14 protein-coding genes are annotated in these 22,251 nt (G+C 74.8%); 6 read left to right on the forward strand and 8 right to left on the reverse strand.

Annotated elements, in window-relative coordinates; genetic code table 11:
* Positions 1-8 precede the first annotated feature (8 nt).
* From ACIPSJ_RS04135 to ACIPSJ_RS04145, 3 genes are all read right to left on the reverse strand, one after another.
* The gene (locus ACIPSJ_RS04135; RefSeq protein WP_401343225.1) at positions 9-1,373 is read right to left on the reverse strand and encodes a GH25 family lysozyme; all 1,365 of its coding nucleotides are present in this window, start codon (positions 1,371-1,373) and stop codon (positions 9-11) included.
* A gap of 271 nt (positions 1,374-1,644) precedes the next feature.
* A complete protein-coding gene (locus ACIPSJ_RS04140; protein ID WP_401343227.1) occupies positions 1,645-3,075 on the reverse strand; it encodes an aKG-HExxH-type peptide beta-hydroxylase in 1,431 nt (476 codons plus the stop codon).
* Positions 3,072-4,340, reverse strand: a complete 1,269-nt coding sequence (locus tag ACIPSJ_RS04145) for an FxsB family cyclophane-forming radical SAM/SPASM peptide maturase (RefSeq protein WP_401343229.1) — start codon at positions 4,338-4,340, stop codon at positions 3,072-3,074. The genes ACIPSJ_RS04140 and ACIPSJ_RS04145 overlap by 4 nt, the downstream gene beginning before the upstream one ends.
* A gap of 241 nt (positions 4,341-4,581) precedes the next feature.
* Here ACIPSJ_RS04145 and fxsA point away from each other — a divergent pair, with 241 nt between their 5' ends.
* The 3 genes from fxsA to ACIPSJ_RS04160 all read left to right on the forward strand — a co-directional run bounded on the left by fxsA (position 4,582) and on the right by ACIPSJ_RS04160 (position 9,770).
* Positions 4,582-4,827 carry an FxSxx-COOH cyclophane-containing RiPP peptide gene (gene fxsA, locus ACIPSJ_RS04150; RefSeq protein WP_359208561.1) on the forward strand — a complete coding sequence of 82 codons (246 nt, stop codon included), beginning with the start codon at positions 4,582-4,584 and terminating at the stop codon, positions 4,825-4,827.
* Between the two features lie 167 nt (positions 4,828-4,994).
* Positions 4,995-8,699 (forward strand): FxSxx-COOH system tetratricopeptide repeat protein, encoded by a 3,705-nt coding sequence (fxsT, locus tag ACIPSJ_RS04155; RefSeq protein WP_401343231.1) that lies wholly within the window; start codon positions 4,995-4,997, stop codon positions 8,697-8,699.
* Positions 8,700-8,744: 45 nt separating this feature from the next.
* Positions 8,745-9,770 (forward strand): hypothetical protein, encoded by a 1,026-nt coding sequence (locus ACIPSJ_RS04160; protein WP_393540632.1) that lies wholly within the window; start codon positions 8,745-8,747, stop codon positions 9,768-9,770.
* Here the strand turns inward: ACIPSJ_RS04160 and ACIPSJ_RS04165 are convergent.
* From ACIPSJ_RS04165 to ACIPSJ_RS04180, 4 genes are all read right to left on the reverse strand, one after another.
* Positions 9,748-12,033, reverse strand: coding sequence for a hypothetical protein (locus ACIPSJ_RS04165; protein WP_401343233.1), 2,286 nt, complete (start codon positions 12,031-12,033; stop codon positions 9,748-9,750). The two genes, ACIPSJ_RS04160 and ACIPSJ_RS04165, sit on opposite strands and share 23 nt — an antisense overlap.
* Before the next feature lie 108 nt (positions 12,034-12,141).
* The gene (locus tag ACIPSJ_RS04170; protein WP_401343234.1) at positions 12,142-13,320 is read right to left on the reverse strand and encodes a hypothetical protein; all 1,179 of its coding nucleotides are present in this window, start codon (positions 13,318-13,320) and stop codon (positions 12,142-12,144) included.
* Positions 13,317-14,462: a hypothetical protein gene (locus ACIPSJ_RS04175; RefSeq protein WP_401343236.1), complete on the reverse strand. Its 1,146-nt coding sequence runs from the start codon at positions 14,460-14,462 to the stop codon at positions 13,317-13,319. The genes ACIPSJ_RS04170 and ACIPSJ_RS04175 overlap by 4 nt, the downstream gene beginning before the upstream one ends.
* 61 nt (positions 14,463-14,523) lie before the next feature.
* Positions 14,524-15,780 (reverse strand): hypothetical protein, encoded by a 1,257-nt coding sequence (locus ACIPSJ_RS04180; RefSeq protein WP_359208543.1) that lies wholly within the window; start codon positions 15,778-15,780, stop codon positions 14,524-14,526.
* Positions 15,781-16,293: 513 nt separating this feature from the next.
* Here ACIPSJ_RS04180 and ACIPSJ_RS04185 point away from each other — a divergent pair.
* From ACIPSJ_RS04185 to ACIPSJ_RS04195, 3 genes are all read left to right on the forward strand, one after another.
* Positions 16,294-18,180, forward strand: a complete 1,887-nt coding sequence (locus ACIPSJ_RS04185) for a hypothetical protein (protein ID WP_401343238.1) — start codon at positions 16,294-16,296, stop codon at positions 18,178-18,180.
* 131 nt (positions 18,181-18,311) lie between these two features.
* Positions 18,312-19,106 (forward strand): hypothetical protein, encoded by a 795-nt coding sequence (locus tag ACIPSJ_RS04190; protein ID WP_401343239.1) that lies wholly within the window; start codon positions 18,312-18,314, stop codon positions 19,104-19,106.
* A 150-nt stretch (positions 19,107-19,256) separates the two neighbouring features.
* Positions 19,257-20,507, forward strand: coding sequence for an alpha/beta hydrolase-fold protein (locus tag ACIPSJ_RS04195; protein ID WP_359208534.1), 1,251 nt, complete (start codon positions 19,257-19,259; stop codon positions 20,505-20,507).
* A gap of 3 nt (positions 20,508-20,510) precedes the next feature.
* Here the strand turns inward: ACIPSJ_RS04195 and ACIPSJ_RS04200 are convergent, their stop codons facing one another.
* Positions 20,511-22,244 (reverse strand): dolichyl-phosphate-mannose--protein mannosyltransferase, encoded by a 1,734-nt coding sequence (locus ACIPSJ_RS04200; RefSeq protein WP_401343241.1) that lies wholly within the window; start codon positions 22,242-22,244, stop codon positions 20,511-20,513.
* Between the last annotated feature and the right edge of the window lie 7 nt (positions 22,245-22,251).

A 22,251-nucleotide genomic window follows, 5' to 3' on the forward strand; every position in this document is an offset into this window, starting at 1 on the left:
GGCCGGGATCACCGGTTGGCCAGCCGGTCCAGGTCGGCCTGGGTGCCGTTGAACACGTCACCGGTGGCCGGGGCCTTGATGCCCGGGAAGAGCGCGGCGTCGGTGTACTGCCACATCGTCCAGGTCGTCGAGCCGTTCGGCAGCGGCGGCTGGGTGATCGACTGGCGGTAGTCCGCGAGTTGCATCGGATACCGGGCGAACGCGGTGGTCGAGCCCAGGCAGTCGTCCAGGAAGGACTTCTGGGTGTAGATGACCGGCGTACGGCCGAAGGCCGCCTCCACCTTGTCCAGCCAGGCCTTGGCGTCGGCCACCGTGCCGTAGGTCGGGCAGCGCCCGGTGCCGTCGTCCATGCGTTCCAGGTCGAACACCGGCGGCAGGTCGCCCGCCCGCTGCCCGGTGTAACCGGTCGCCCGCACCGCGGCGATGAACCGGTCGGCCTGCGCGGCTCCCGTGTCGGCCGCCGAGCCCGTGTAGAAGTGGTAGGGCGCGACGGCCAGTCCCGCCGCCCGGGCCGCCGGCAGGTCGGTGGCGAGGTACTCGTCGGTGACGTTCAGGCCGCGGGTGGCCTTGACCGTCGCGAACTCGACACCCGAGGCCTTCACGGCCTTCCAGTCGATCGGCGCGCCGCCCGGGTGCTGGTACTTGGCGGTGTCCAGGCCGTCGATCGGGTAGCCGGCCGGGCGCGGTGGCGTGCAGTACGCGTTACGACTCGACCAGTCCACCAGCTTCGCCCAGGTGTTGGGGCCCACGACCCCGTCGGCGCTGAGCCCGGCGCAGTGCTGGAGCTCGATCACCCGGCCCTCGGTGCCGCCCCCGAAGTCGCCGTCGATGGTCAGCGGCGGGTAGTGGAACGGCTCCATGGCCAGGTTCAGCCGGCACTGCACCTCCTTGACCTCGACGCCGTTCGCGCCCTCGCGCAGGGTCGGGCGGGTGTCCGTGTGGCCGCACACGGTCGCCTGCGCCGTGGCCGACGTGCCCTGGGTGGCGCAGGTGTGCGGCGCGGCGGCCCAGGTGTTCAGGGCCGCCCAGGTCTGCGGTCCGAGCACCCCGTCCACGCTCAGCCCGGCACACGCCTGGAACTCCTTCACCCGGGTCTCCGTCGCCGGCCCGAACGAGCCGTCCGCCGCGACCGGCGTGTACCGGCTCGGCTTCGTCGCCAGGTCGAGTTCGCACTGCGCCTCGACCGTCGGGTCCCCCGTCGATCCCCGTTGCAGCGTGGGCTGTTCGCTCGTGTGCCCACAGACCGCGACCGCGGTCGCCGCGGTCGCCGCGGTGGTCACGGCCTGGGCCGCCCGCACCGCGGCGGGCCCGCACAGGGGCAGGACCGCTGCCACGGCGAGGGTCAGACCCCGCAGAAGCGTCCTCCGTCCCATCTGGTTTCCCCCTCATGTGAGTTGACCGGGAACTCCCGGCCCGGATCATGCTGACCCGCCCGCACCCCGGCCCGGGCACACCCGGCCCGGACGGGGACGCCGGGACAGTCACACGCCGGTGACCTGCGGGGACGGGGTGCCGCTGGGACGGAGCTGGGACGCGGGCGGCAGCAGGGGGAGGCACGTGCGTGCGAAGAGGGGGTCTCGTAGCCGTCGATCGGGGCGGCACCGAGGAGGGCCGGGCGGTCGGTCCGGGAATGCCGGCGCGCTCTCAGCCCTCCCGCGCCGGCACCCGCGACGTGGTGCCGTTGCGGGCGCGCCAGGCCGTGTGGTGGGCGTGGGCCGCGGACTCGGCGCGATGCCGGGCGGCGGCGGGGACCGGCAGGGCGCAGAGGGCGTCCAGGGTGGTGAGCATCTGCCCGGCGAAGCGCTCGCCCAGCCCGGTCAGGCGGTTCGAGGCCAGGACGGTGACGGTCGCCTCGCGGGCGGCGAGGCGCCAGCGGGCGAAGAGGACGTGGGCGGTGGCGCGCAGCGCCGGGTCCGGCTCGGACTCGCGGCGGGCGTTCCAGAACCGTGCCACGCCCAGGTGCGCGTACGCCCCGTGGAAGAGGCCGAGCAGCGGCCGGGGGTCGGGGCGCCAGGGGGCGTAGAACCGCTCGGCGCCGCTGGGTTCGAGGAGGTCGAACAGGTGCAGCAGGGCCGCCAGTTTGTTGTGCTGCATCTCGTGCACCAGGGTCACCGCGAACGTCGTCCCGGTGGGCGGACGGGACAGCGCCACGCAGCCGAACGCCTCCGCGCTGCTGCCGCTGACCTGCCCGGGGCCGCGGCTCAGCAGCGGCACCAGCAGCAGGGGGCCGGTGGCCAGCTCCGCGTAGGCCTGGGGGAGGTCCGCGCGCAGCAGTGCGCAGGCCTCCCGGGCCACGGTCTCCCAGTGCCGGGTCTCCCCGGCTCCGAGGTCCGCGGGGTGCGGTGCCGCGTTCGGGAAGTACGGCTGGTCCAGGACGTCCAGCAGCAGCGGCGCGCCCCCGTCCAGGGTGTCCAGCAGCCGGGCGCCCTGCCAGCGGCCCGTGCCGCCGTACCCCCGCGCGGGTACCGGTACCGGTCCGTCGGTGTCGGTCCCGGCCGCGTCGGCGAGGGTGACCAGGGACCGGCCGTCCGCGGTGACCCGCAGCCGGGCCCGGTCGCCGGGGCGGGCGCCGGGGAAGCGGGTCCGGCCGAGCGAGGGCAGCGCCACCCGGTCGCCGTCCACCGGCCACTCCACCCGCCCGGGCAGCCCCGCCCGGACCGCCGCGGCGGCGGCCAGCGCGGTGAACCACCGGATCGGCGGCCCGCCGTGCCCGGTTCCCTCCGCCGCCGCCTCCTCCGACTCCTCCGTCTCCTCCGCGGCGGTCCTTCCGTCCCGTTCGCGCACCAGCCGCGCCAGCAGGCCGAACAGCGCGGGGCCCGCCGCCGGATGGGACAGGACGGCCGCCGTGGCCACGGGGTCCGCGCGGGTGGCGGCGTCGAGCAGCTCCCAGGCCCGGCCGGCCTCCCCGGCCGGCGCGCCGCCCAGCTCCCCGGCGGTGCGCGTCACGGCGTAGGCGCAGGCCAGGCGCCTGCTGTGTTCCGCGCGCGCCAGCAGTTCCAGGGCCGCGGCCCCGCCACCGCCCGCGGCGACCGCGTCGAACATCACGCCCGGCATCCCATGCGGCACCGGCGTCATACCGCCTCCACAGGCCGGGGCCCCGTGCCCCGCAGCCTCTCCGTCTTCTCTCCGGCACGCGCCAGGTCCATGCCCAGCCGGTGCCGTACCCGCCGGATCAGTTCCGCCAGATCGGCGCAGTAGACACTGGGGTTGGCGAAGCCGGTGCCGGGCCGGTAGCGGGTGGCGTAGTGGCCGCCGCCGCACACCCGGTGCAGGGGACAGGCCTGGCAGTGCGCGCACAGCGCGTCGGCGCCCCACTGGCGGGCCGCGACCCCGGGGTGCAGCAGCAGCGCGTCGAAGGAGTGCCGCCACACGTCGAGCCCGGTGGCCGCCGCCCCGTCGTACGCCGTGCGCAGCGCGTCGTCCTGGGTGAGGGCGCCGTCGGTGTCGACCACCGCGTAGCGCACCGGGGACAGGCCCAGCGACTCCGTGCGCGGGGCGGCGCCCAGCAGCAGGGCCAGCAGATCGTCGAGGAGCCGGATCCCGGTCTCCCGGACCGGTGCGTCGTACCAGCGTTCGAAGACCGCCCACAGCCAGTCCGCGTACGGGGTGAGCCGGCCGCTCGGGTCCAGGCCCGGGGGCGGGGTGTGCCAGGTGCCCAGCGGGAGCAGGAAGTCCAGGGCCGGCGGGCGGTGTTCGAGCAGGTCCTCGTAGGTGCGTACCGGGTCGTTGCGCAGGTCGACCGTGCACAGCAGGGCGCCGAACAGATGGCGGTGCCGCTCGCTCGCCAGCCGTCCGAGGGCCGCGTTCACCCGGGCGTGGCTGCCGCGTCCGTCGGCGCCGCGCCGGTGCCGGTCGTGGGCGGCCCGGCCGCCGTCGGTGCTCACCCCGATGCGCAGGCCCAACGCGTCGCACAGCGCGAGCCGTTCCTCCGTCAGACGGATGCCGTTGGTCTGCAGCGACAGACGCAGCCGCACTCCGCCGCCGACCGCCGCGCGCAGCTCCTCGACGGTGCGGACGAGTGTCTCGTCGTCCAGCAGGAGAGGCTCGCCCCCGTGCAGCACCACGCCGGCCTCGGACACGCCGTGGGCGGACAGGTGTTCGGCGATCCGCCCGGCGACACGCCGTACGGTCGCCGGTGCCATGGCGCGCGGCAGGCCGCGCCAGCTCTGGTCGTGGGAGCGGTACATGTAGCAGTAGTCGCAGGCCAGGTCGCAGCGGCTGTGCACCTTCAGCACGAAGGAGTGGAACGGTCGCGGGACCCAGCCCGCCGCCCGGCGCTCCGCCACGTCGACGGACCGCGGCCAGGGTGGCTCGGCATGGCGCAGTGGCGGTCGACTCATCCGCTTCCCCCCGACGGCGTACACCGCGGACCTCGGCGGACGCGGTCGGCGGCGCACTCTGTGCCACCAGTATTCGTTCGCCGTGTGTTCAGCGTCAATATCGTTAATGAGCCAACGCAAGCCCTTGCGGAAGCAGTTGACGGTCCGTCGGGCGCGCCGTACGGCTGCCGTCGACGGCCCGGCGGAGCTACGCTGGGACGGCGGACCCGCCCAGGCCCCCGAGACCCGTGGAGCGGACACCATGGCAGTGGATGAGGACGCCGTCGGCGAGCAGGCGCGGATCCGGCGCGCCGGGAGTCCGGTGCCCGATCGCGCCGGGGTTCCGGTGCCCGACGTCGAGTCGGCGGTCCTCGACCTCTCGGTCCTGTCGCCCGAGGACGTCGCCGCCCTGCCCGACACGGTGCTGGGCGCGACCCTGCGCCGGGTGTACGACAGCTGCGCCGAGGGCGATCCGTTCGTCACGGGACACAAAGAGAGCACCACCTGAGGCATGGGGCGCACAGGGGGTGCCCGGGCCGCCGGCGGTGGTGTCCGCCCTGTACTGTCGGCAGCGCGCGCCCGGTTTGCCCGTCTTGATGGGGGTGTTGGCCATCCTGTCCGGCCGTCACCTCCCCTGCCGTCTTCCCCTGTCGTGTCGCGCTGAGCGGAGAGGTCATGCCCGTCGCCAACTCCCCTGACAGCCCCGGTCCGTTCGCTGTCTTCCTCGCGACCTCGGAGAACCTCGGCCTGAGCACCACCCTGCGCAACACCGCGGACGTGCTCGCCGAGGCGGGCCGCAGCGTCCTGCTCGTCGACGGCCGGTCCGGCGACCCCGAGGCCGCCCCGCCTCTGCCGCCGCCGGTCCCCGGCGAGGTGCGCACCGCCGCCGTCGGCGGCACCGCGCTCGCCGCGCTCGGCGACGACCCGGTCGCCCGGTCCTACGACCACGTCCTCGTCGAGGCCCCGGTGCCGGACACGCCCGAGGCGGCGGAACCCGCCGACGCGGCCGCGTTCGCCGACGCGCTCGTCCTCTGCTTCGCGATGACCGCCTGGTCCATCGACGGCGCCGCCGCCCTCGCCGAGGACCTCACCGCGCACCGCACCGACCGCCCCGTACGGCTGCTCACCCTCGGCCTGAAGAGCGACGTCGGCGTGCACGACCGGCTCCGCGAGGCACGCGAGCGGGCCCGCCGCCGGTTCCGCGGGTTCGCCCGGGCCGTCGGCGAACGGGACACGCCGTTCCTGGAGATCCCGTACAACCCGCTCTACCAGGACAGCCGCAGCCTGGCCGTCGAGGCCGAGGAGGCCGGCACGGTGGCCGGGCTGCGCCCCTACTACGAGCGGCTCGCCGACTGGCTGCGCGCCCACCGCGTCCCGGGCCTCACCCATGTCACCGTCGTGCACTCCGTACGGCACGCCGCCTGGGCCGCCTGGCTCTGCGACCGGCTGGCCGCCAAGGGCGTGCACGGCGAACTGCGCCGCGCCGACACCTACACCGGCGAACGGCCCGAACACGGCGCGGCCCTGCTGTTCCTCGCCCCCGACGACGCCGACGACACGCTGCTCGCCCAGATCGGCGCGCTCTCCCACACCGACGTCCGCATCGTCCTGGTCGACGAGTCGTTCCCGCACTCCGCGGCCGCCCACCACGAGCGCATCGACCTGCGCCACGCCGACCAGGACGAGGCGCAGCGCCTGCTCTACGCCGGCCTCGGCCTCGGCACCGCCGAAGGCGCCCCCGCCGCGGCCGTCCTCTTCCCGAGACTCCCGGAGAGCACCAACCTGGGCCCGCGCAACCGCGCCTTCACCGACCGCGACGAACTCCTCGCCACCCTCGGCGAGCGGCTGCGCGAGGCCGGCGGCGACGGCGCCTGCCTGGTGCTGCACGCCCCCAGCGGCTGGGGCAAGAGCGAGGCCGCCCTGGAGCTGTGCCACCGTCTCGGCCCCGGGTACGACGTCGTGTGGTGGGTGCGCGCCTGGGAACTCCTGCGGGTCGAACGCGGCCTGGCCCGGCTGGCCGGCCGCCTCGGCACCCGCGAGGACCGGCTCGGCGCCCCCGCCGCCGACACCGTCTCCCGCCTCCTCACCCGCCTCTCGCGCCCCGACGGCGACGCGGGCAGCTGGCTCATCGTCTACGACGGTGCCGTCGACCCCGCCGAACTGCACGGCCTGCTCCCCGTACCGCACCGCGACGGCCACGTCCTGATCACCAGCCGGGTGGAGCCGGACCGGGCCCCGGACACCGAGGAACGGCCACCGCACCTGACCCCTCTCGCGATGCCCGCGATGACCGCGCAGGAGAGCCGCGCGCTGCTCACCGACCGGGTCCCGGAGATCAGCGCACAGCAGGCCGCCCAGATCGCCGGCGTCGTCGACTCCGTGCCGCACGCCCTGAACCTGGCCGGCCACTGCCTCGCCGAACGCACCGCGCTGCACCGGACCGACGACCACCTCACCCCGGAGGCCGCCGTCCGCGCCGCCGTCGCGGACCTGGTCGCCGAATTCCGCGCCGACAAGAGCGAGTTGCTGCGCACCGTCCCCGCCGTCTCCGCCGTCGAGGTGATGGTCCAGGTCGCCCGGCGGTTCGCCCTGACCACCCCGGGTGCCGCCGCCTGGAGCGCCGAGAGCCCCGACCGGGACGCCCTCGGCTGGCTGCTGGACGCCGCCTCCCTGCTCACCGGCCGCGGCATGGGCCTGGAACTGCTGCGCTCCCGGCGCATCCTGTCCGAACTCGGCCGCGACGACGAGGCCGACCCCGGCAACGGCCGGACCCGGACCGTCCCCCGCCACCCCGACGACGTCCAGCTGCCCGACGAGCACATGGTCAGCGTCGCCCTGTGGGCGCTCGGCCGGGTCGGCCTGCTCGACGTCGACTTCGACCGCCGGCAGCAGCCGCTCGCCCAGCACCACGGACTGCGCGACCTGATCCGCGCCCGCATGGACCCCGAGGAGCGACAGCACATCGAGTCGGTGCTGCGCGGCGTCCTCGCCGAGTACAGCCAGCAGGAGAACCAGGACCTGCCCGCCGACTGGGCCCGCGAGGTGTACTCGCTGCGCATGTGGGAGGACCCCCGGCCCCGGGTGCGCCGCTCGCTGCTCAGACACCTCGGCGCCCTCGGCGGGCGCGCCGAGACCGCCGACCTCGACCGCCTCCTCGACATCGCGGGACGGGCCCGCGAGGAGTGGCGGCGCGACGGCGACGAACAGTCCCCCGAATACCTGCGCCTGCTCAACTTCACCGCCCGCGCGCACCGGCTGCGCGGCGCCTACGAACACTCCCGGGAACTCGCCCAGGAGGCCCTGCGCGGCCACCGCCGGCTGCTCGGCCTCACGCACCCGCGCACCCTGCTCTCCGCCGACTCCTACGCCGCCACCCTGCGCGCCCTCGGCCGGTTCGAGGACGCGCTGCTCGAACTGCGGCCCGCCCTGGACGGGCTGACGCTGCTGCTGGGCCCCAAGCACCAGGCCACCGTCCAGGTGGAGCACAACCTCGCCCTCACCGAGGCGCTCACCGGGCGGGTCGCCCCGGCCCTGGCCCGCGTCCAGAACCGCTTCCGCCACCGCCAGGCCGTCGGCGGCCCCGACGACCCGGTCGCCTGGGGACAGGCCGACCTGCTCGCCTACCTCTACCGCTGCGTCGGCCGCGACGGCGAGTCCCGCGACCTGCTGCGCCGGCAGCTGCGCCGGCTCGGCGACGCCTCCGGCATGGTCCGGCTCCGCGCCGAGGTGGGCCTCGCGATCAGCGAACGCCGCTTCGCCGACGGCTTCCCCGCCGTGAAGGACCCCCGCTACGGCTACGAACTCGCCCACGAGCGCGACCAGCAGGCCCTGGGCGTCTACCTCAGCCGGTTCGGCGCCGACCGCTACGACACCCTGCGCTGCCAGTTCAGCTACGCCGCCGACCTGCACGCGCTCGGCAAGGCCGAGGAGGCCGAGCAGCAGGCACGGCAGTGCGCCGAGGCCGTCGCCCGGCTGTTCGGCCTCGGCCACCCGTTCAGCGCGCTGTGCCAGGTGCGGCACGGCGTCTACCTGCGGGACTCGGCCGAGGCGGGGCTGCCGGACGCCGGGGCGGGGCTCGCCGAGGCCGAGGCGGTCGGACGCGGCGCCGCCGCCCTCCTCGGCCACTCGGTGGGCCGCGGCCACCCCTGGGTCGCGGCGGCCGAGCACTCCCTCTCCGTCACCCTCGCGGCGGCCGGCCGCACCGAGGAGGCCGTCACGTTCGGCCGGTCCGCGCTGGACCGGCTGCGCGACCTGGGGATGGTGGACCGGCCCGACGGGCAACGGGTCAGCGCCCACCTCGACCGGCTCGCCGGCACCGACACCGGCCGCCCCGCACCGACCTCCGGCTACGACATCGACCTGGAACTGCCCGGCGTGTGACCCGCGCGAGGCGGTAGCGCAGCACCCCACGGAAAGGCGACCCCGGTGGCAGCACCCGCGACCCAGCACACGCAGACGCTCAAGGAGTCCCACTGGACCGTCACCGGCCACGGCCGGATCACCGCGATGTGCGAGGAGGCGGTCGCCGCGACGCCCGCCGTGCGGTCGCTCTGCCACTACAGCAACGGCATCCTCGACTTCGCCGTCCTGCGCCTGGACCGGGCCCCGCTCAGCTCCCTGGTCACCGAGGCCGGCGACGAGGCCCGCAACGAGGCCCTGCCCGGCAGCCGGCTGCTGCTGTCCGCGCAGGATCTCGGCGGGGTGCTGCGCCCGCTCGGCACCGGTGAGCTGATGCGTACCGTCGTCGTCAATCAGCGCGGCGGACTGTGGGGCGGCCGTGCCCGGCCCGGCGAGTTCCTGGCGGCCACCGCGGACGGCCCCGACGGCGTGCCGGCCATGGACACCACGATGAACCGCCTGCTGGCCCGGGTCCGTACCGAGGTGCACTCCCTGCCCGACGAACTGCTCGGCGGCGACACCGGGGCCGCGCCCCATCCGGACGGGCCGCGCCCGCAGGCGGTGGCGGACGGCAGCCCGCGCATCGACTTCGGCACGGCCGCCGCCGCCGACACCGCGTACGAGCAGCGGATGCGCGACCTGTGGCGCGAGCACGTGAACACCACCGACCTGCACTACGCCGCCTACTACCAGGACTGGACCCTGGTCTGTGTCGGCGACGTCTTCGAGGCGCACTCCCTCGGCCCGCGCTTCCTCGGCGTCAGCGTGCGCACCCGGCGCACCGCCTACCGCGACCTGTCCCGCAGCCTGCGCGGCCATCTGGTCCGCCTCACCGACGCGATCGGCCCGGTCGGCCCGCCGGTCGTCGACCGCGCCCCGCTCGACCGGATCGTCCTCGACGTCCAGGAGGGCGCCGTCTACGTGCTGTGGACCTCGCCCCGCTCCTTCATGCTGGGCGTCACCCTCGACCAGCGGCAGGTCGGCCACGCCGACCGGCGCCTGGCGGAACTGGCCCGGGCGGTGCCGGAGGTCATGCCGCAGCCGTCGCGCTGAGCGTCCCCCACACCTCCTCGGCCAGGCCCTCGACGGTACCGGCGGGGGCCGGCGCGTGCGCCTGGTCGGCGTCGCCCAGCAGATGCACCGGCAGCACCTCGACCGCCCGCTCGTACTCCCGGCAGATCCGGCGCAGTTCGACGAGCTGACGCTCGGTCGGCGCGGTGTCCGCGGTGGCCGCCGACCAGACCGCCACGGAGCTGCGGAACTTCTCCGTCAGGGCCTGGACGAGGGTGGCGCAGCCGAAGACGCTCAGCTCCGCCGAGGTCGTCGCGGAGCGCCGGGCCACGGCCCGGTCGGCCGCCCGCCGGGTGACCCCCTCCAGCATCACCAGCGCGTCCCGGAACCGCCGCCCCACCGGCCCCGGCAGCTCCTCCCCGGACGCGCCGCCGGCACCCCGGGAGCCGGACGGCAGCACCGCGGCCGTCACCGGCGTACCCGGACGCGGCTCCAGGGCCAGCGCGGCCATCGCCCGGCTCAGCTCCTCCAGCTGCGCCGTCTGCTGGTCCAGGTCGCGGCGCAGCTGCTCGCCCAGTTCGACCAGGTCGCCGTCGCGCCGCTCCGTCACCAGCCGCTGCGCCAGCTGCAGCAGCGCCTCGTGCACACTCTGCGGGAAGCCGGTCTGCCGGTACACCAGCGGCCGGGACCCGATGGACCGCCAGAGCCGGTCCTGCATCGCCTGCGACACCAGTCCGTTGACGACCAGCAGCGCCTCGAACCGTCCCGGACTCACCGCGCTGCGCAGCCCGTGCACCAGGGCGGTGACCCGTTCGGCGTCGTCGGCCAGCAGGAGCGAACGGGCGTAGATCACGGCGAGATACGAGTTCGGGGCGGGCGACAGCCAGTACATGACCTCCTCCCGCTTGTCCGCCGAGCGGGACAGCCGGACCGGCACCGGGTCGCGCGAGGCGATCCGCCACTGGCCCAGGTCCAGCGCGTCGTGGACATCGCTGAGCACCTGCTCGTACGTCACCCGCTCGTGCAGCCGGCGGGTCGCCGTCAGCACCGTCGCCCCGGGCACCGCGCGCACCAGCCCGTCGTCGTCCTCGCTGATCTGCCAGGCCTCCCGGCAGATCCTGAGCACCCGGCGGGGCACCCCCTCGGCCAGCCCGTGCACCAGCCGCAGCCCCTCCTCGTCGAAGGGCCCGGTGGCCGGCCGGGCCGCGTCGGCCGCCGGTTCGCCGGCGGCCAGATAGCGGGCCACCAGCTGCCGGGTGCGGTCCTCGTCCAGCCCGTTCGCCCACAGCTGCACCATCCGCTCGTGGACGCTGGGGCGCAGGGCGCGCAGCCCGTCCGTCGAGGTGCAGAACACCAGCAGACCGCCGTGGCTGGTGTAGATGTTGACGAGGCGTTCGAAGGCGTCCATGAAGGTGCGCCGGAGCTCCTCCCGCCAGTCCAGCACCTTCTCCAGGGAGTCCAGGAGCAGTACGTACGGCCGGCCGACCCGGCCGTGCAGGAAGCCCTGGACGGCGAGCGCGTCGAAGACCCGGTCGATGCCGGCGACGGTGTCCGCGCGGTCCGCGGCCGGGCCGATGGGCTCGGTGACCCCGCGTTCGCGCAGCGGCTCGGCGGGCTCCCCGCCGCGCAGCCACTGCCACACCATGGGCTTGAACGGCGGCTCAAGCAGCAGCGCGAGCGCGGTGGCGAACCCGCGGTGCTCGGTGACCTCGCCCAGGGTGCCGCGCAGATCGGCGTGGATCACCTCGGGGTCGTAGCGCAGCGCCGAGACCACCTTGTCCGGGTCGAGGGTGCGGTCGCGCAGACCGGCCGCGATGTCCTGCAGGGCGGCGCGGCGCGGGTCGTCCTCCTGGGCGCCGACCCAGCCGGCCGTCACGTACGCGTAGTAGTCCCGGACCAGTTCCTCGAAGGCCTGGCGGCCCTGCGGGAGGTCGGTGGGGCCGCGCAGCCGGTCCCGGTAGAGCCGCCCCATGTCCTGGGCCGGTTCGTCCACGGTCCACATCGACGCCTCGGGGCGGTCCGCGCGCACCTTCTGGTACGCCCGGCGCAGCGCGTGGCTCTTGCCCAGCCCGAACCCGCCCACCAGGGCGACGGCCAGGCCGCGTCGGCCGCCCGCGGCGGGCGGCGCGAAGTAGTCGTCGACGAGCCCTTCCAGGTCGGCGACGAGCGGGGTGTCGATATGGGCGTTGCCGGAGTCGGCGCCCTGGACCGCCGCGTCCCCCAGATCGGACGACGGCCCCAGGCGTACGACAGGGCTGCGGGGGAACGGGTTCCTGTGCCAGATCTCTCCACTGTCTGGGGCCACGGGGGCACTCCTCGTGTGTCCGGTTCGGGCGTTCCGAGCGGCGGGGCGGGGGCGGGGGCGGATGTGGGGACCGGGTCCTGGGACGCGGGCGGCCCGGGCAAGGGCCGGTCAGGCGCCGGGCGAGGGCGGGGGTGCCGGCTGCGGGGGCACGGGGAGCGGAGCGGGTGTCGCCGCCCCGGACGGCCGGGCCGCCGCCGCGGTCACCGCCGCCCGCTCCGCCCTCGGCGGTACGCGGGCCAGGGAGGCCAGATCGGGGGTGGGCGTGGGCAGGTCGGAGGCGGTGACCCGCACCCGGCCGTGTCTTCTGCGCTGTTCCTCGGCGACGCTGAAGCAGATCTTCCGCAGTTCCCGTACGTCCGAGTGGCGCCAGGCCTCCGGATCGCGGGGGGCGTCCGGCGCCGTCGACGGCAGGGCGTCGGGGTCGGGATGGTCCCCGCGGGCCGCCTGGCTGAACTTCACGGTGTCCTCCGGGCTGAGGCTGCCGAGCGAGAGGTGGGTGAGCGCGGGCTGGCTGCCCAGGACCGCGATCACCTCGTCGTGTGCGGTGCGCGGGTCGTGGTGACCCACCTCGACGAACAGTACGATCCGGCTGCGCGCGTGTCTCAGACAGCTCCTGAGGAACTCGGTGCGCACCGAGCCCATGTCGTCCCGCCAGCCCAGGTGCGGCACCAGGGCCAGCAGCATCGCGTCCTGTTCCGCGAGCAGCCGGCTGATCTCCGCGAACGTGTCGAAGACCGCTCCGTCGACCGGTACCCGGCCCTTGACGGCGTCGGTGAGCCGGAGTTCGAGCTCGGAGACGATCTTCTTCCGGATGGCGCCGTTGATGCCCTCGGTGGTGGCGAACCGGCCCCGCTCGTCCACGCTCACGGAGTCGGCGTGGTTGCGGTACCCGCCGGTCATCACCACCACCGGACGCGGCGGCCGGATGTCGTCGGGTCCCAGCCGGCTGCGCTCGGCCCGCACGGCGGCCTCCCGCAGCCGCTCCTGCATCAGATGGACGCACCGGTGGATGAGGGTCGTCTTCCCCATGCCGACCGGCCCGGTCACCACCACCACGTGCCCGCGGTCCACCTGCGGCAGGATCATCTCGGGCAGCCGGGCGAGGCTCGCCTCGAACTTGCGCACCTGCTCCTCGGCGTGGTCCACGTCCACCCACGCCCGGACATGGCTGTCCTCCTCCCAGGCCACCAGCGGATGGTCGTCCAGCGGTTCGGTCGTCCACCACAGCCCGGAACCGTCGCCCGGCACGCGGACGCCGTACGGGTTCGTCTCCACGGACTGGGTCATACGGCCGCCCCCGGCGTGGTGTCCGGCGTCCGCGGTGTGTTCCGTGCGCTCCGTGTGCCCCGCTCCCGTACCGCGCGCAGGCTCCAGTAGCCGGGCGGCCGGTCGAGGTCCGACACGGCGCCCGGCAGGGCGTCCAGCGCCTCGCCGGGCCCGCGGGCCTCGCCGGTGCGGGCGTCCGCGCCGAGCACCGTGCCGTTGCGCACGGCGGGCAGCGGCCGGGGCAGCGGCAGCCCCTCGGCGAGGCGCCGGGCGGCGCGCCGCCGGACCTCGGGGCCCGGCACCCGCAGCAGCGTGGCCGCCAGCGCCTCGCGCGCCGCACGCACCGCCGGGTGATCGGCGCCCCGGGGATCGCTCTCGTAATCCGTCAGATAGGCGCGCGCCGTCGACCGGAACGCGGCCTCCTCCGCGACCAACCGCCTGCGCAGCTCCCGCCGTTCGGCGGAGACGCGTTCCGAGGCCTGGCCGCCCAGGGCGAGCAGCGCACCGGCGGCCGACAGCAGCACGCCCTGCCAGAGCGCCGACAGCCAGCCGCCACCCCCGCCGCCCCCGTCCGTCCCGGCCGCCGTGGCGGGGGAGTCGGACGAGGCGGCCATCAGCGCGGAACAGGCCCGGGCGAAGTCGCTCTCGTGCCGGTCGGCCCACTCCTGCGCGGTCAGCCGCTCGGCGGAGCCGACGGGCCGCACCCCGGCCGGGCCCGTCGTGCTGTCCGCGCGCAGCAGCCGCAGCCGCACCGCCGCGGCGACCAGACTGTCGAGCCGGGCGGGGTCCAGGCAGTACACGAGCTGGACGTCCCGCTCCTTGGACCCGGCAGGACCGGCCCACGCCGGGGCGGCGGCCGACAGCAACAGCGCGGCCCCGCAGGCGCAGACCGCGGTCAGCGCGACCGCGCGGAGCCGCGGCCGCTGCCGTAACGCGCCGGTGCGCCGGGCGGGCGGGCGCTGCGCGGGCGTGTGCCGCTTGGACGTGTGCCGCGCGGGTGTGTGCCGCGCGGGTGTGTGCAGCGTGGGCCGGGCACGGGCATCCAGCGGGCGGGGTTCTGGCGCAGGGGCTTCTGGCGCACGGGCCTCCGGTGCGCGGGCTTCCGGTGCGCGGGCACCCCGTTCCGATAACCCGTGCCGACCGCGTTCCGTCGTCTGCCTCATGCGTCTCTCCCCGTTCGGCCACCGGCGTCCGGTGGTTGGTACGACTTGCGGGTGCCGGCGGCTAGGCGACCGACCGCCGCTCCAGCACGTTCTCGCCCGCGGTCTCCCGGCCGTACCCGGACTGACGCCCGGGCTCGGCGGCGAGTTCCCCGGCGTCCTCCCCGGCACCGCCGCCGCGCCGCCGGCGCGGAGGGCGGGAGCGCAGCGCCTGCCCGGCGCCGTAAAGGATGTTGACGGTGATGACGGCGGGACCGACCGTGGCGGCGGTGCCCGGAAAATCACGCTCAAGAGTGAGGGCGATGAGGACGGCCGTGATGCCGTTCTGCTGGCCGAGGCCCAGCTCGATCCGGTCGGTGCGCGCCAGCCCCTTCACGAACAACGGCATCACGGTGAGCGCCACCACGGCCTGGGCGCCGAACGCCGCCACGCCCAGGACGAGTCCCGGCCACCACGCCACCCCGTGCGCGAGCAGCAGCCCGAGCGCCGAGAACGCGGCGAGGTACGCGCCGCCGACCGCGCGGTCGAGCACCCTGCCGAGGACGGTGGAGCGCACCACCAGACCGGCCAGCGCCACCGCGAGCATCAGCTGCTGTGCGGCGGCCAGCACCAGCAGCGCCCCGACCAGCAGCACCGCGGCGCCACCCACGGTCCGCCGGGCCGGCGGGGTGTCGGGCGCCTTGGCGGCCAGCCGGCGCCCGGTGAACCACAGCAGCAGCACACCGGCCAGCAGCGCGGCGTTGAGGCCGAGCCCGGCCAGATAGCCGCCGGTGCCGCCGCCGGTGATCCCGGGCGTGCCCGTGCCGCCGGTCAACGGGTAGGCCACGCCCGCCAGGTACAGCGTGAGCAGGACGGTCATCGGGTCGTCGAAGGACGCCCATGCCGTCAGCAGCGACCGCGCCCGTGGCGACATACGGTCGTTGCGGCCGAGGGCGGCCACCGACAGCGGGTCGATCTGGGCCACCGCGACCCCCAGAACCAGCGCTTCCGGCCTGTGGAAGACCAGCAGCATCGTCCCGGTGATCAGCGCGGCCTTCAGCACCACGCCCAGGGTGACGGCCGCCACCACCCCGCGCAGGTCGGCGCGGAGCGCCTTCAGGTCGATGCCGTACGTGCTGCCGTACAGGCCCACGGCGAGCAGCAGCCCGGCGCCGAACACATAGCTGCGGGAGTCCACCAGGGTCGAGGTGTCCGCGACGCCCGTGACCTGCAGGACCAGCCCGCACACGGTGCCGGCGGCCAGCGCCCCGGCGCCGGCGAGGACGATCGGGGGAACCGCCCCGAACGGTCGGGGTGAGCGGGCGCCCCGCGCTGTCACCATGGCCTTCTCTCCCCCTCCGTCACGGTCCGCGCGGTGCCCGGCACGGGCGATGCCCGCGCGTACGCGGCGCCGCGCGGCCGCCGTGGGTCAGCACCCATGGGCAGGGTGTGATGGTAGGGGGCGCGCAGGCCACGCCGGAAGTCGGACACCGGCCTGCTGAGAGAGTCGACAGGTCCTTCGCGCCCCCCGGCCCACACCGTCGCGCGGCACGGCTCCGCCGCCGTACCGCCTTGTCTTCACGATGCCCGTCCGAGCCCGCTGCCGAACACCGGATGGCGTCAACAGGGCGCATTCCGACCGGCTCTGACCGCCCGGTGCCGGCGAGGGAGGGCACGGCCGGCGCGCGCCCCACGGCATGCGCGGGGCGGGCCCCGTCCGTTGCGCACGCATGCCAACCCCCGTTTCACAGGCGTGAGTTCCCCACCGGTCGGGTAGCAACGTCGTGTTTTGCCACCGCTCGTGTGACGTGTGATGTGCGATGTGTGACGTGACGTGTGAAGGGGGGACCGCAGGGTGTCGCAGGACGGCCCGCCGGAGGACTGGGAGCCGCACGAACGCCGGCTGTGGGAGGCGTACCGGCACGGCGAGTGGTGTGCGGACGTGCCGGAGGTCCGGGCCGAGGCCCTGCGGTGGCTGCTGGTCGCCGCGCCGCGCCCCGTTCCCGGGCGGCTGGCCCGGCTCCGGCTCCGCGGTGCCCGGATCACCGGCGCGCTGGACCTCGCCGAGGCGGCCGTCCAGGGCGCGATCCGCCTGGAGTCCTGCCGCTTCGACGAGCCCCCCTGCTTCGACGGCGGGCAGTTCGGCGTGCTGCAGCTGAAGGACTGCGCCCTGCCCGGGCTGAGCGCGGTCGGGGCGCGGGTCGGCCAGGAGTGCGAGATCGTCGGCTGCGCCCTCGACGGCACCCTGAACCTGCGCTCCCTGAGCGTCGGCACCCATCTGCTGCTCGACGGCTCGACGGTGACCGCGCCCGAGGGCCGGGCGGCCGTCGACGCGCAGTCGCTCGCCGTCCAGGAGCACCTCTCGGCGACCGGCCTGGTGTGCACCGGGCCGATCCGTCTCAAGAGCTCCCGGGTGCAGGACACGCTCGGCCTGCGCGGGGCCAGGATCCAGGGCGGCCGGGCCGGTCTGCAGGCCCCCGAACTGACCGTGGGCGGCGGCCTGTACCTGGACCGGGGATTCAGCAGCGACGGGACGATCAACCTCTACGGCGCCTCGATAGGGGGTTCGCTGCACCTGGAGGACGCCACCCTGACCGGCGCGGACGCGCGCGGCGGCGAACCCGCGCTGCAACTGCTGTGCGCCTCGGTCGACGGCGACATACAGGCCGGGGCGGGGCTCACCGTGCGCGGGAGCGTCGACATGCGGGACACCTCGGTGCGGGGGAGCGTCGTGCTCGGGCGGGCCCGGCTGGACCATCCGGCGGGCACCGCGCTCAAGGCGCACCGCCTCCATGTCGGCGGGGACCTCGACTGCCGCGACGGCTTCGTCGCGCGGGGCACCGTGGACCTCTGCGACGCCCGGATCGGCGGCTCGGTCCTCCTGGAGGGCGCGGAGCTCACCGGCCTCGCCGGGGCCGCCGCGCTGCGGGCCAACGGCATAGAGGTCGGCGCCGAGTTCAACTGCTGCGACGGCCTGACCGCGCACGGCCGGATCTCCCTCAGCAGCATCACCGTACGGGCCAGACTCTGCTTCGAGAACGCCCTGCTGGACGTCCCGGCGGGGGAGCGGGCGCTGATCTGCCGGCGGTCCGCGGCGGCCGAGCTGACCCTGAAACCCCGTCAGGCACCCGACGGCATAGTCGACCTGAGCCACACCCGGATCGGCGTCCTGCGCGACGACGCGGCCACCTGGCCCCGCGCACTGGTCCTGGAGGGCCTCGCCTACGACAGCACGAAGCCGGCGCTGCCCGGGCGACGCCGGCTGACCTGGCTCGACCGCGACCCGGCCGGCTTCGCCCCGCAGCCCTACGAGCAGCTCGCCGCCAACTACCAGCGCCACGGCCGGGACGCCGACGCCCGCGTCGTACTGCTCGCCAAACAGCGCCGCAGACGGACCACGCTGGCCTGGCCCGCCCGGGTCTGGAGCCTCCTGCAGGACCTCACCGTCGGCTACGGCTACCGGCCGCTGCGCGCGGTGCTGCTGCTCGCCGTCTTCTTCACCGTCGGCACCGCGCTCTTCGCGACCTGGCCGCCCGTCCCCGACGGCGACGGGGTGCCGCCGGACTTCCAGCCCGCCGTGTACACCCTCGACCTGCTGCTTCCGGTCGTCGACTTCGGGCAGGAGCGCGCGTTCGCCGCTCATGGCGCCATGCAGTGGGCGGTGGTCGTCCTGGTCAGCGCGGGCTGGATCCTCGCGACCACGGCCGCCGCGGGAGCGAACCGGGTGCTCCGCCGGTCCTGACCGGAATCCGTGAACGACAGCGGAACTTCAGGGCAACCACGACCGGCCCCCGCATGTCTAGGTGGCGTCAAGCGTCATCGGGCCGTGCCGCGGGGAGACGGCGCGCCCGTCGATCCCGAAGGGGGCCCTTCATGCGTATCCGCCCGGCCGTAGCCGCCGTGTCCCTCGCCACCGCCCTGTCCGCGTCCGTGGTTCCGGCCGCCACCGCCCACGCGGCGGACCGTGCCGCGTCCGGCCCCACGGTGTTCTCCGACGTCGTCGTCAACGGCGGCAAGGACATCGTGCTCGGCCTCACCACCAAGAAGACCGTCACCCTCACCTGGACGGCCACGGACCCGGACGGCGTGGCCGCCTCCTGGGCCTACCTGTGGCACGGCCCCAACACCGACGACGCCGACGGCGTCCTGCCGCACTACCCGCCGGCGGGCACCTGCACCGTCTCCGCCACCGACCCCGCCGTCTCCACCTGCACGCTGAGCTTCACCGTCGACGCCGCGCGGGACCTCCACCACAACGGCCTCGCCGGCACCTGGAAGGTCCTCGCCGAGGCGCAGGACACCACCGACGACTGGACCGACGCCGACGTCGCCGGCACGGCTCAGATCAAGCGGTACGCCAAGGTCACGGTGAACGCCTCGCCCGAGCCGGTGAAGAAGGGCCGGACCGTCACGGTCACGGGGAAGCTGACCCGGGCCGACTGGGCGGGCGGCACCTACAAGGGCTACCAGGGGCGGTCGGTGAAGCTGCAGTTCCGCAAGAAGGGCAGCACCACCTACACCACCCTGAAGACCGTCACCACCGGCAGCGGCGGCACCCTGAGGACCACCACCAAGGCGAAGACGGACGGCTACTTCCGCTACGTCTTCACCGGCAGCGCCACCACCGGCCCGGCCACGGCGGCCGGCGACTTCGTCGACGTCAGGTGAGCGCCCGGGCCGTACTCGGCCCACGGTGTGACATAAAGGAACAGGCAATGACTTCTTCCTGAATCCCTCGTTACGGAACGCGGAAGGCTCCTCCGCCCTCCTCCTGTGCGTAGGCAAAGTGCACAGGCAGGGAAGTCAGGGACTGACGACATGGGTTTGACCAGTCGAACGACCGTATACGCGTTGGCGGCACTCGCCGCCCTGTGCGTGGCGCTGCTGGTCTGGCTCTGGCCGCGCTTCGCCAGGCCGGGACTGTGGTCCGTGCTGGGGCGGCTGGCGGTCATCGGGGTCACCCAGGTGACGATCGTCGCGGCGTTCGCGTGCGCGGTGAACTCGTCGTACCAGTTCTTCGGTTCCTGGGGCGAGCTGTTCGGTCACGTCGACACCGCTCCCGTCGGCGTGACCCAGGCGGCCGGCGGGAACGGCGGTGGCTCGGTGAACGGCATAAGCAGTGTCCGCGGCGCGCTGGTGCAGCCCGCCGGTGACGAACAGCTGAGCCGGGTCAGCGGGCTGCCGGACGGACCGGCCGCGTCCGTCGGGCGGGTGGAGTCGGTCAAGATCATCGGCAGGCGTACCGGCGTGGTCGACCCGGCCTTCGTCTATCTGCCGCCCCAGTACTTCCAGAAGGCGTACCACCGGATGCGCTTCCCGGTGATCGTCGCGCTGAGCGGCTACCCGGGCAGCATCTTCAACCTCGCCGAGCACCTGCGGGTCTCGCAGACCGCCGGGGAACTGCAGGGCAAGGGCGAGATGCAGCCGACGATCATGGTGATGATCCGGCCCACCATCGCCCCGCCGCGCGACACCGAGTGCGTGGACGTCCCCGGTGGGCCGCAGACCGAGACGTTCCTCGCCAAGGACCTGCCGGAGGCCGTCAGGTCCGTCTACCGGGCCGGTCACGACGCCGGTTCCTGGGGCGTCATGGGGTACTCCTCGGGCGGCAGCTGCGCCCTCCAGCTCACCATGCGCGACCCCGGCGTCTACACCACCGCCGCCGCGCTCTCCCCCGACTACAAGGTCAAGGACGACCCCACCACCGGCAACCTCTTCGGCAGCGGTCCCGGCCGCCAGGCCCGGGCGGACGGCCACGACCTGATGTGGCGGCTGAAGCACCTGCCCGTCCCGCAGGTCTCGGTCCTGGTCGCCAACAGCAAGCACGGCGAGAAGGGCTACCCGGAGACCGAGGCCTTCATCAAGGCCGTCAAGGCGCCCATGCGGGTCGTCTCCATCCTCCCCGAGAACGGCAGCCACAACTTCCCCACCTGGGTACGGGAGATGCCCGCCGCCCTGAAGTGGATGAACGCCCAGCTGACCTTCCCGCAGGACGTCGTCCCCCGCCACCACCCGAAGAAGACCCTCACCGAGGCCCGCCCCGCCCCGGCCCCTGCCCGCACCCGGTGAGGCTCAGACCCAGGTGTCCAGCCACATCCTGGACTGCCAGCCGGAGTACGGGATCGTCTGCCCGGTGTAGATGGGATAGAAGTAGACGAAGTTCCAGACGATGAGCAGGACCAGGACGCCGGCCGCCACCGCGCCCCGGGTGCGCCGGCGCCGGTCCGCACCCGGCGGGCCCAGTACGGCGCCCAGCATCATCGCCACGGCCAGGCACAGGTAGGGCACGAAGACGACGGCGTAGAAGGAGAAGACAGTGCGGTCCTGGTAGAGGAACCAGGGGAGGTAGCCGGCCGCCACCGCGCAGAGGATGGCGCCGGCCCGCCAGTCGCGGCGCAGGGCCCAGCGGTAGAGCAGGTAGACGAGGGCGCAGCACGCCGACCACCACAGCAGCGGGGTGCCCAGGGCGAGGACGGTGCTGGTGCAGGCGGACGCCGCGCCGCAGCTGCCGGGCGGCGGGGAGTCGTAGGCGAACAGCACGGGGCGGCCCATGACGAGCCAGCTCCAGGGGTTCGACTGGTACTTGTGCGGCGTGTGCAGGCCCACGTTGAACTGGTAGACGAGGTACTCGTAGTGCCAGAAGCTGCGCAGCGGGGCCGGTATCCACGACCAGGTGCCGCCGCGGCCGTCGGCCCAGTGCCGGCCCCAGCCGTCGTCGGACAGGAACCAGCCGGTCCAGGTCACCAGATACGTCAGCAGGGCCGTCGGGACGAGGGCGAGGACCGAGCCGCCCAGGTCCCTGCGCAGCACGGCCCGGTACGGGTGGCGGGCCCCGGCGACCCGGCGGGCGCCGACGTCCCACAGCAGCGTCAGGAGCACGAAGAAGACCAGGACGTACAGGCCGTTCCACTTGGTCGAGGCGGCGAGGCCCAGCAGGACCCCGGCCGCCAGGCGCCAGGGCCGGGCTCCCGTCCGGGCGCGGTCACCGGTGTCCGCGTCCGGACGCACACGGCCGTCCGCGCCGGTCGGCAGGGCCGCGGCGAGCCGGGCCCGCGCCCGGTCCCGGTCGATCAGCAGGCAGCCGAACGCCGCCAGCGCGAAGAACATCACGACGAGGTCCAGCAGCGCGGTGCGGCTCATCACCACATGCAGACCGTCCACCGCCAGCAGCGCGCCCGCCAGGCACCCCAGGAACGTCGAACGGAACAGGCGGCGGCCGATCCGGCACAGCATCAGCACCGACAGGGTGCCGAGCAGCGCCGTCATGAAGCGCCAGCCGACGGGGTCGAGCCCGAACAGCCACTCGCCGACGGAGATCACCCACTTGCCGGTCGGCGGGTGCGCGACGAAGGAGCCGGTGTCGGAGAGCGGGATCACCTGCGGATGCGCCAGGATCTCCGGGTCGGCGACCTTGCGGTCCGGCCAGGTGCCCTCGTAGCCGAGGTGCAGCAGTGCCCAGGCGTCCTTGGCGTAGTACGTCTCGTCGAAGACGATCGCCCGCGGCCGCCCCAGACGCCAGAAGCGGATGGCACCGGCCACGGCGGCGACCAGCAGCGGACCCAGCCACGCCGTCGCCCGCGCGAGGCGGTACGCCCGGTCCGGGCCGACGCCCAGCAACTGCCATACCCGGATGCCCGGTTCGGGGAAGGGCGGCACCAGGCGCTCCCGGACACCGGCGCCGGCGCCCGGGGTACGCGGGGGACCGGCGTATCCGAAACGGCGCAGGCGCTCCAGCCGGCCGGGGGGCGCCGTCGCCGGACGTATGCCGTCGAGGTCGTGGGAACGCGTCGCGCTGCTGTTCGTCACCGGACGA

Source organism: Streptomyces sp. NPDC090088, from assembly GCF_044747345.1.
Classification (GTDB): domain Bacteria; phylum Actinomycetota; class Actinomycetes; order Streptomycetales; family Streptomycetaceae; genus Streptomyces.

Excerpts from the sequence above, each read along its gene's own strand:
- ACIPSJ_RS04135 (WP_401343225.1), bottom strand. The coding sequence starts at position 1,373 with ATGGGACGGAGGACGCTTCTGCGGGGTCTGACCCTCGCCGTGGCAGCG.
- ACIPSJ_RS04140 (WP_401343227.1), bottom strand. The coding sequence starts at position 3,075 with ATGACGCCGGTGCCGCATGGGATGCCGGGCGTGATGTTCGACGCGGTC.
- ACIPSJ_RS04145 (WP_401343229.1), bottom strand. The coding sequence starts at position 4,340 with ATGAGTCGACCGCCACTGCGCCATGCCGAGCCACCCTGGCCGCGGTCC.
- fxsA (WP_359208561.1), top strand. The coding sequence starts at position 4,582 with ATGGCAGTGGATGAGGACGCCGTCGGCGAGCAGGCGCGGATCCGGCGC.
- fxsT (WP_401343231.1), top strand. The coding sequence starts at position 4,995 with ATGCCCGTCGCCAACTCCCCTGACAGCCCCGGTCCGTTCGCTGTCTTC.
- ACIPSJ_RS04170 (WP_401343234.1), bottom strand. The coding sequence starts at position 13,320 with ATGACCCAGTCCGTGGAGACGAACCCGTACGGCGTCCGCGTGCCGGGC.
- ACIPSJ_RS04175 (WP_401343236.1), bottom strand. The coding sequence starts at position 14,462 with ATGAGGCAGACGACGGAACGCGGTCGGCACGGGTTATCGGAACGGGGT.
- ACIPSJ_RS04180 (WP_359208543.1), bottom strand. The coding sequence starts at position 15,780 with ATGGTGACAGCGCGGGGCGCCCGCTCACCCCGACCGTTCGGGGCGGTT.
- ACIPSJ_RS04190 (WP_401343239.1), top strand. The coding sequence starts at position 18,312 with ATGCGTATCCGCCCGGCCGTAGCCGCCGTGTCCCTCGCCACCGCCCTG.
- ACIPSJ_RS04195 (WP_359208534.1), top strand. The coding sequence starts at position 19,257 with ATGGGTTTGACCAGTCGAACGACCGTATACGCGTTGGCGGCACTCGCC.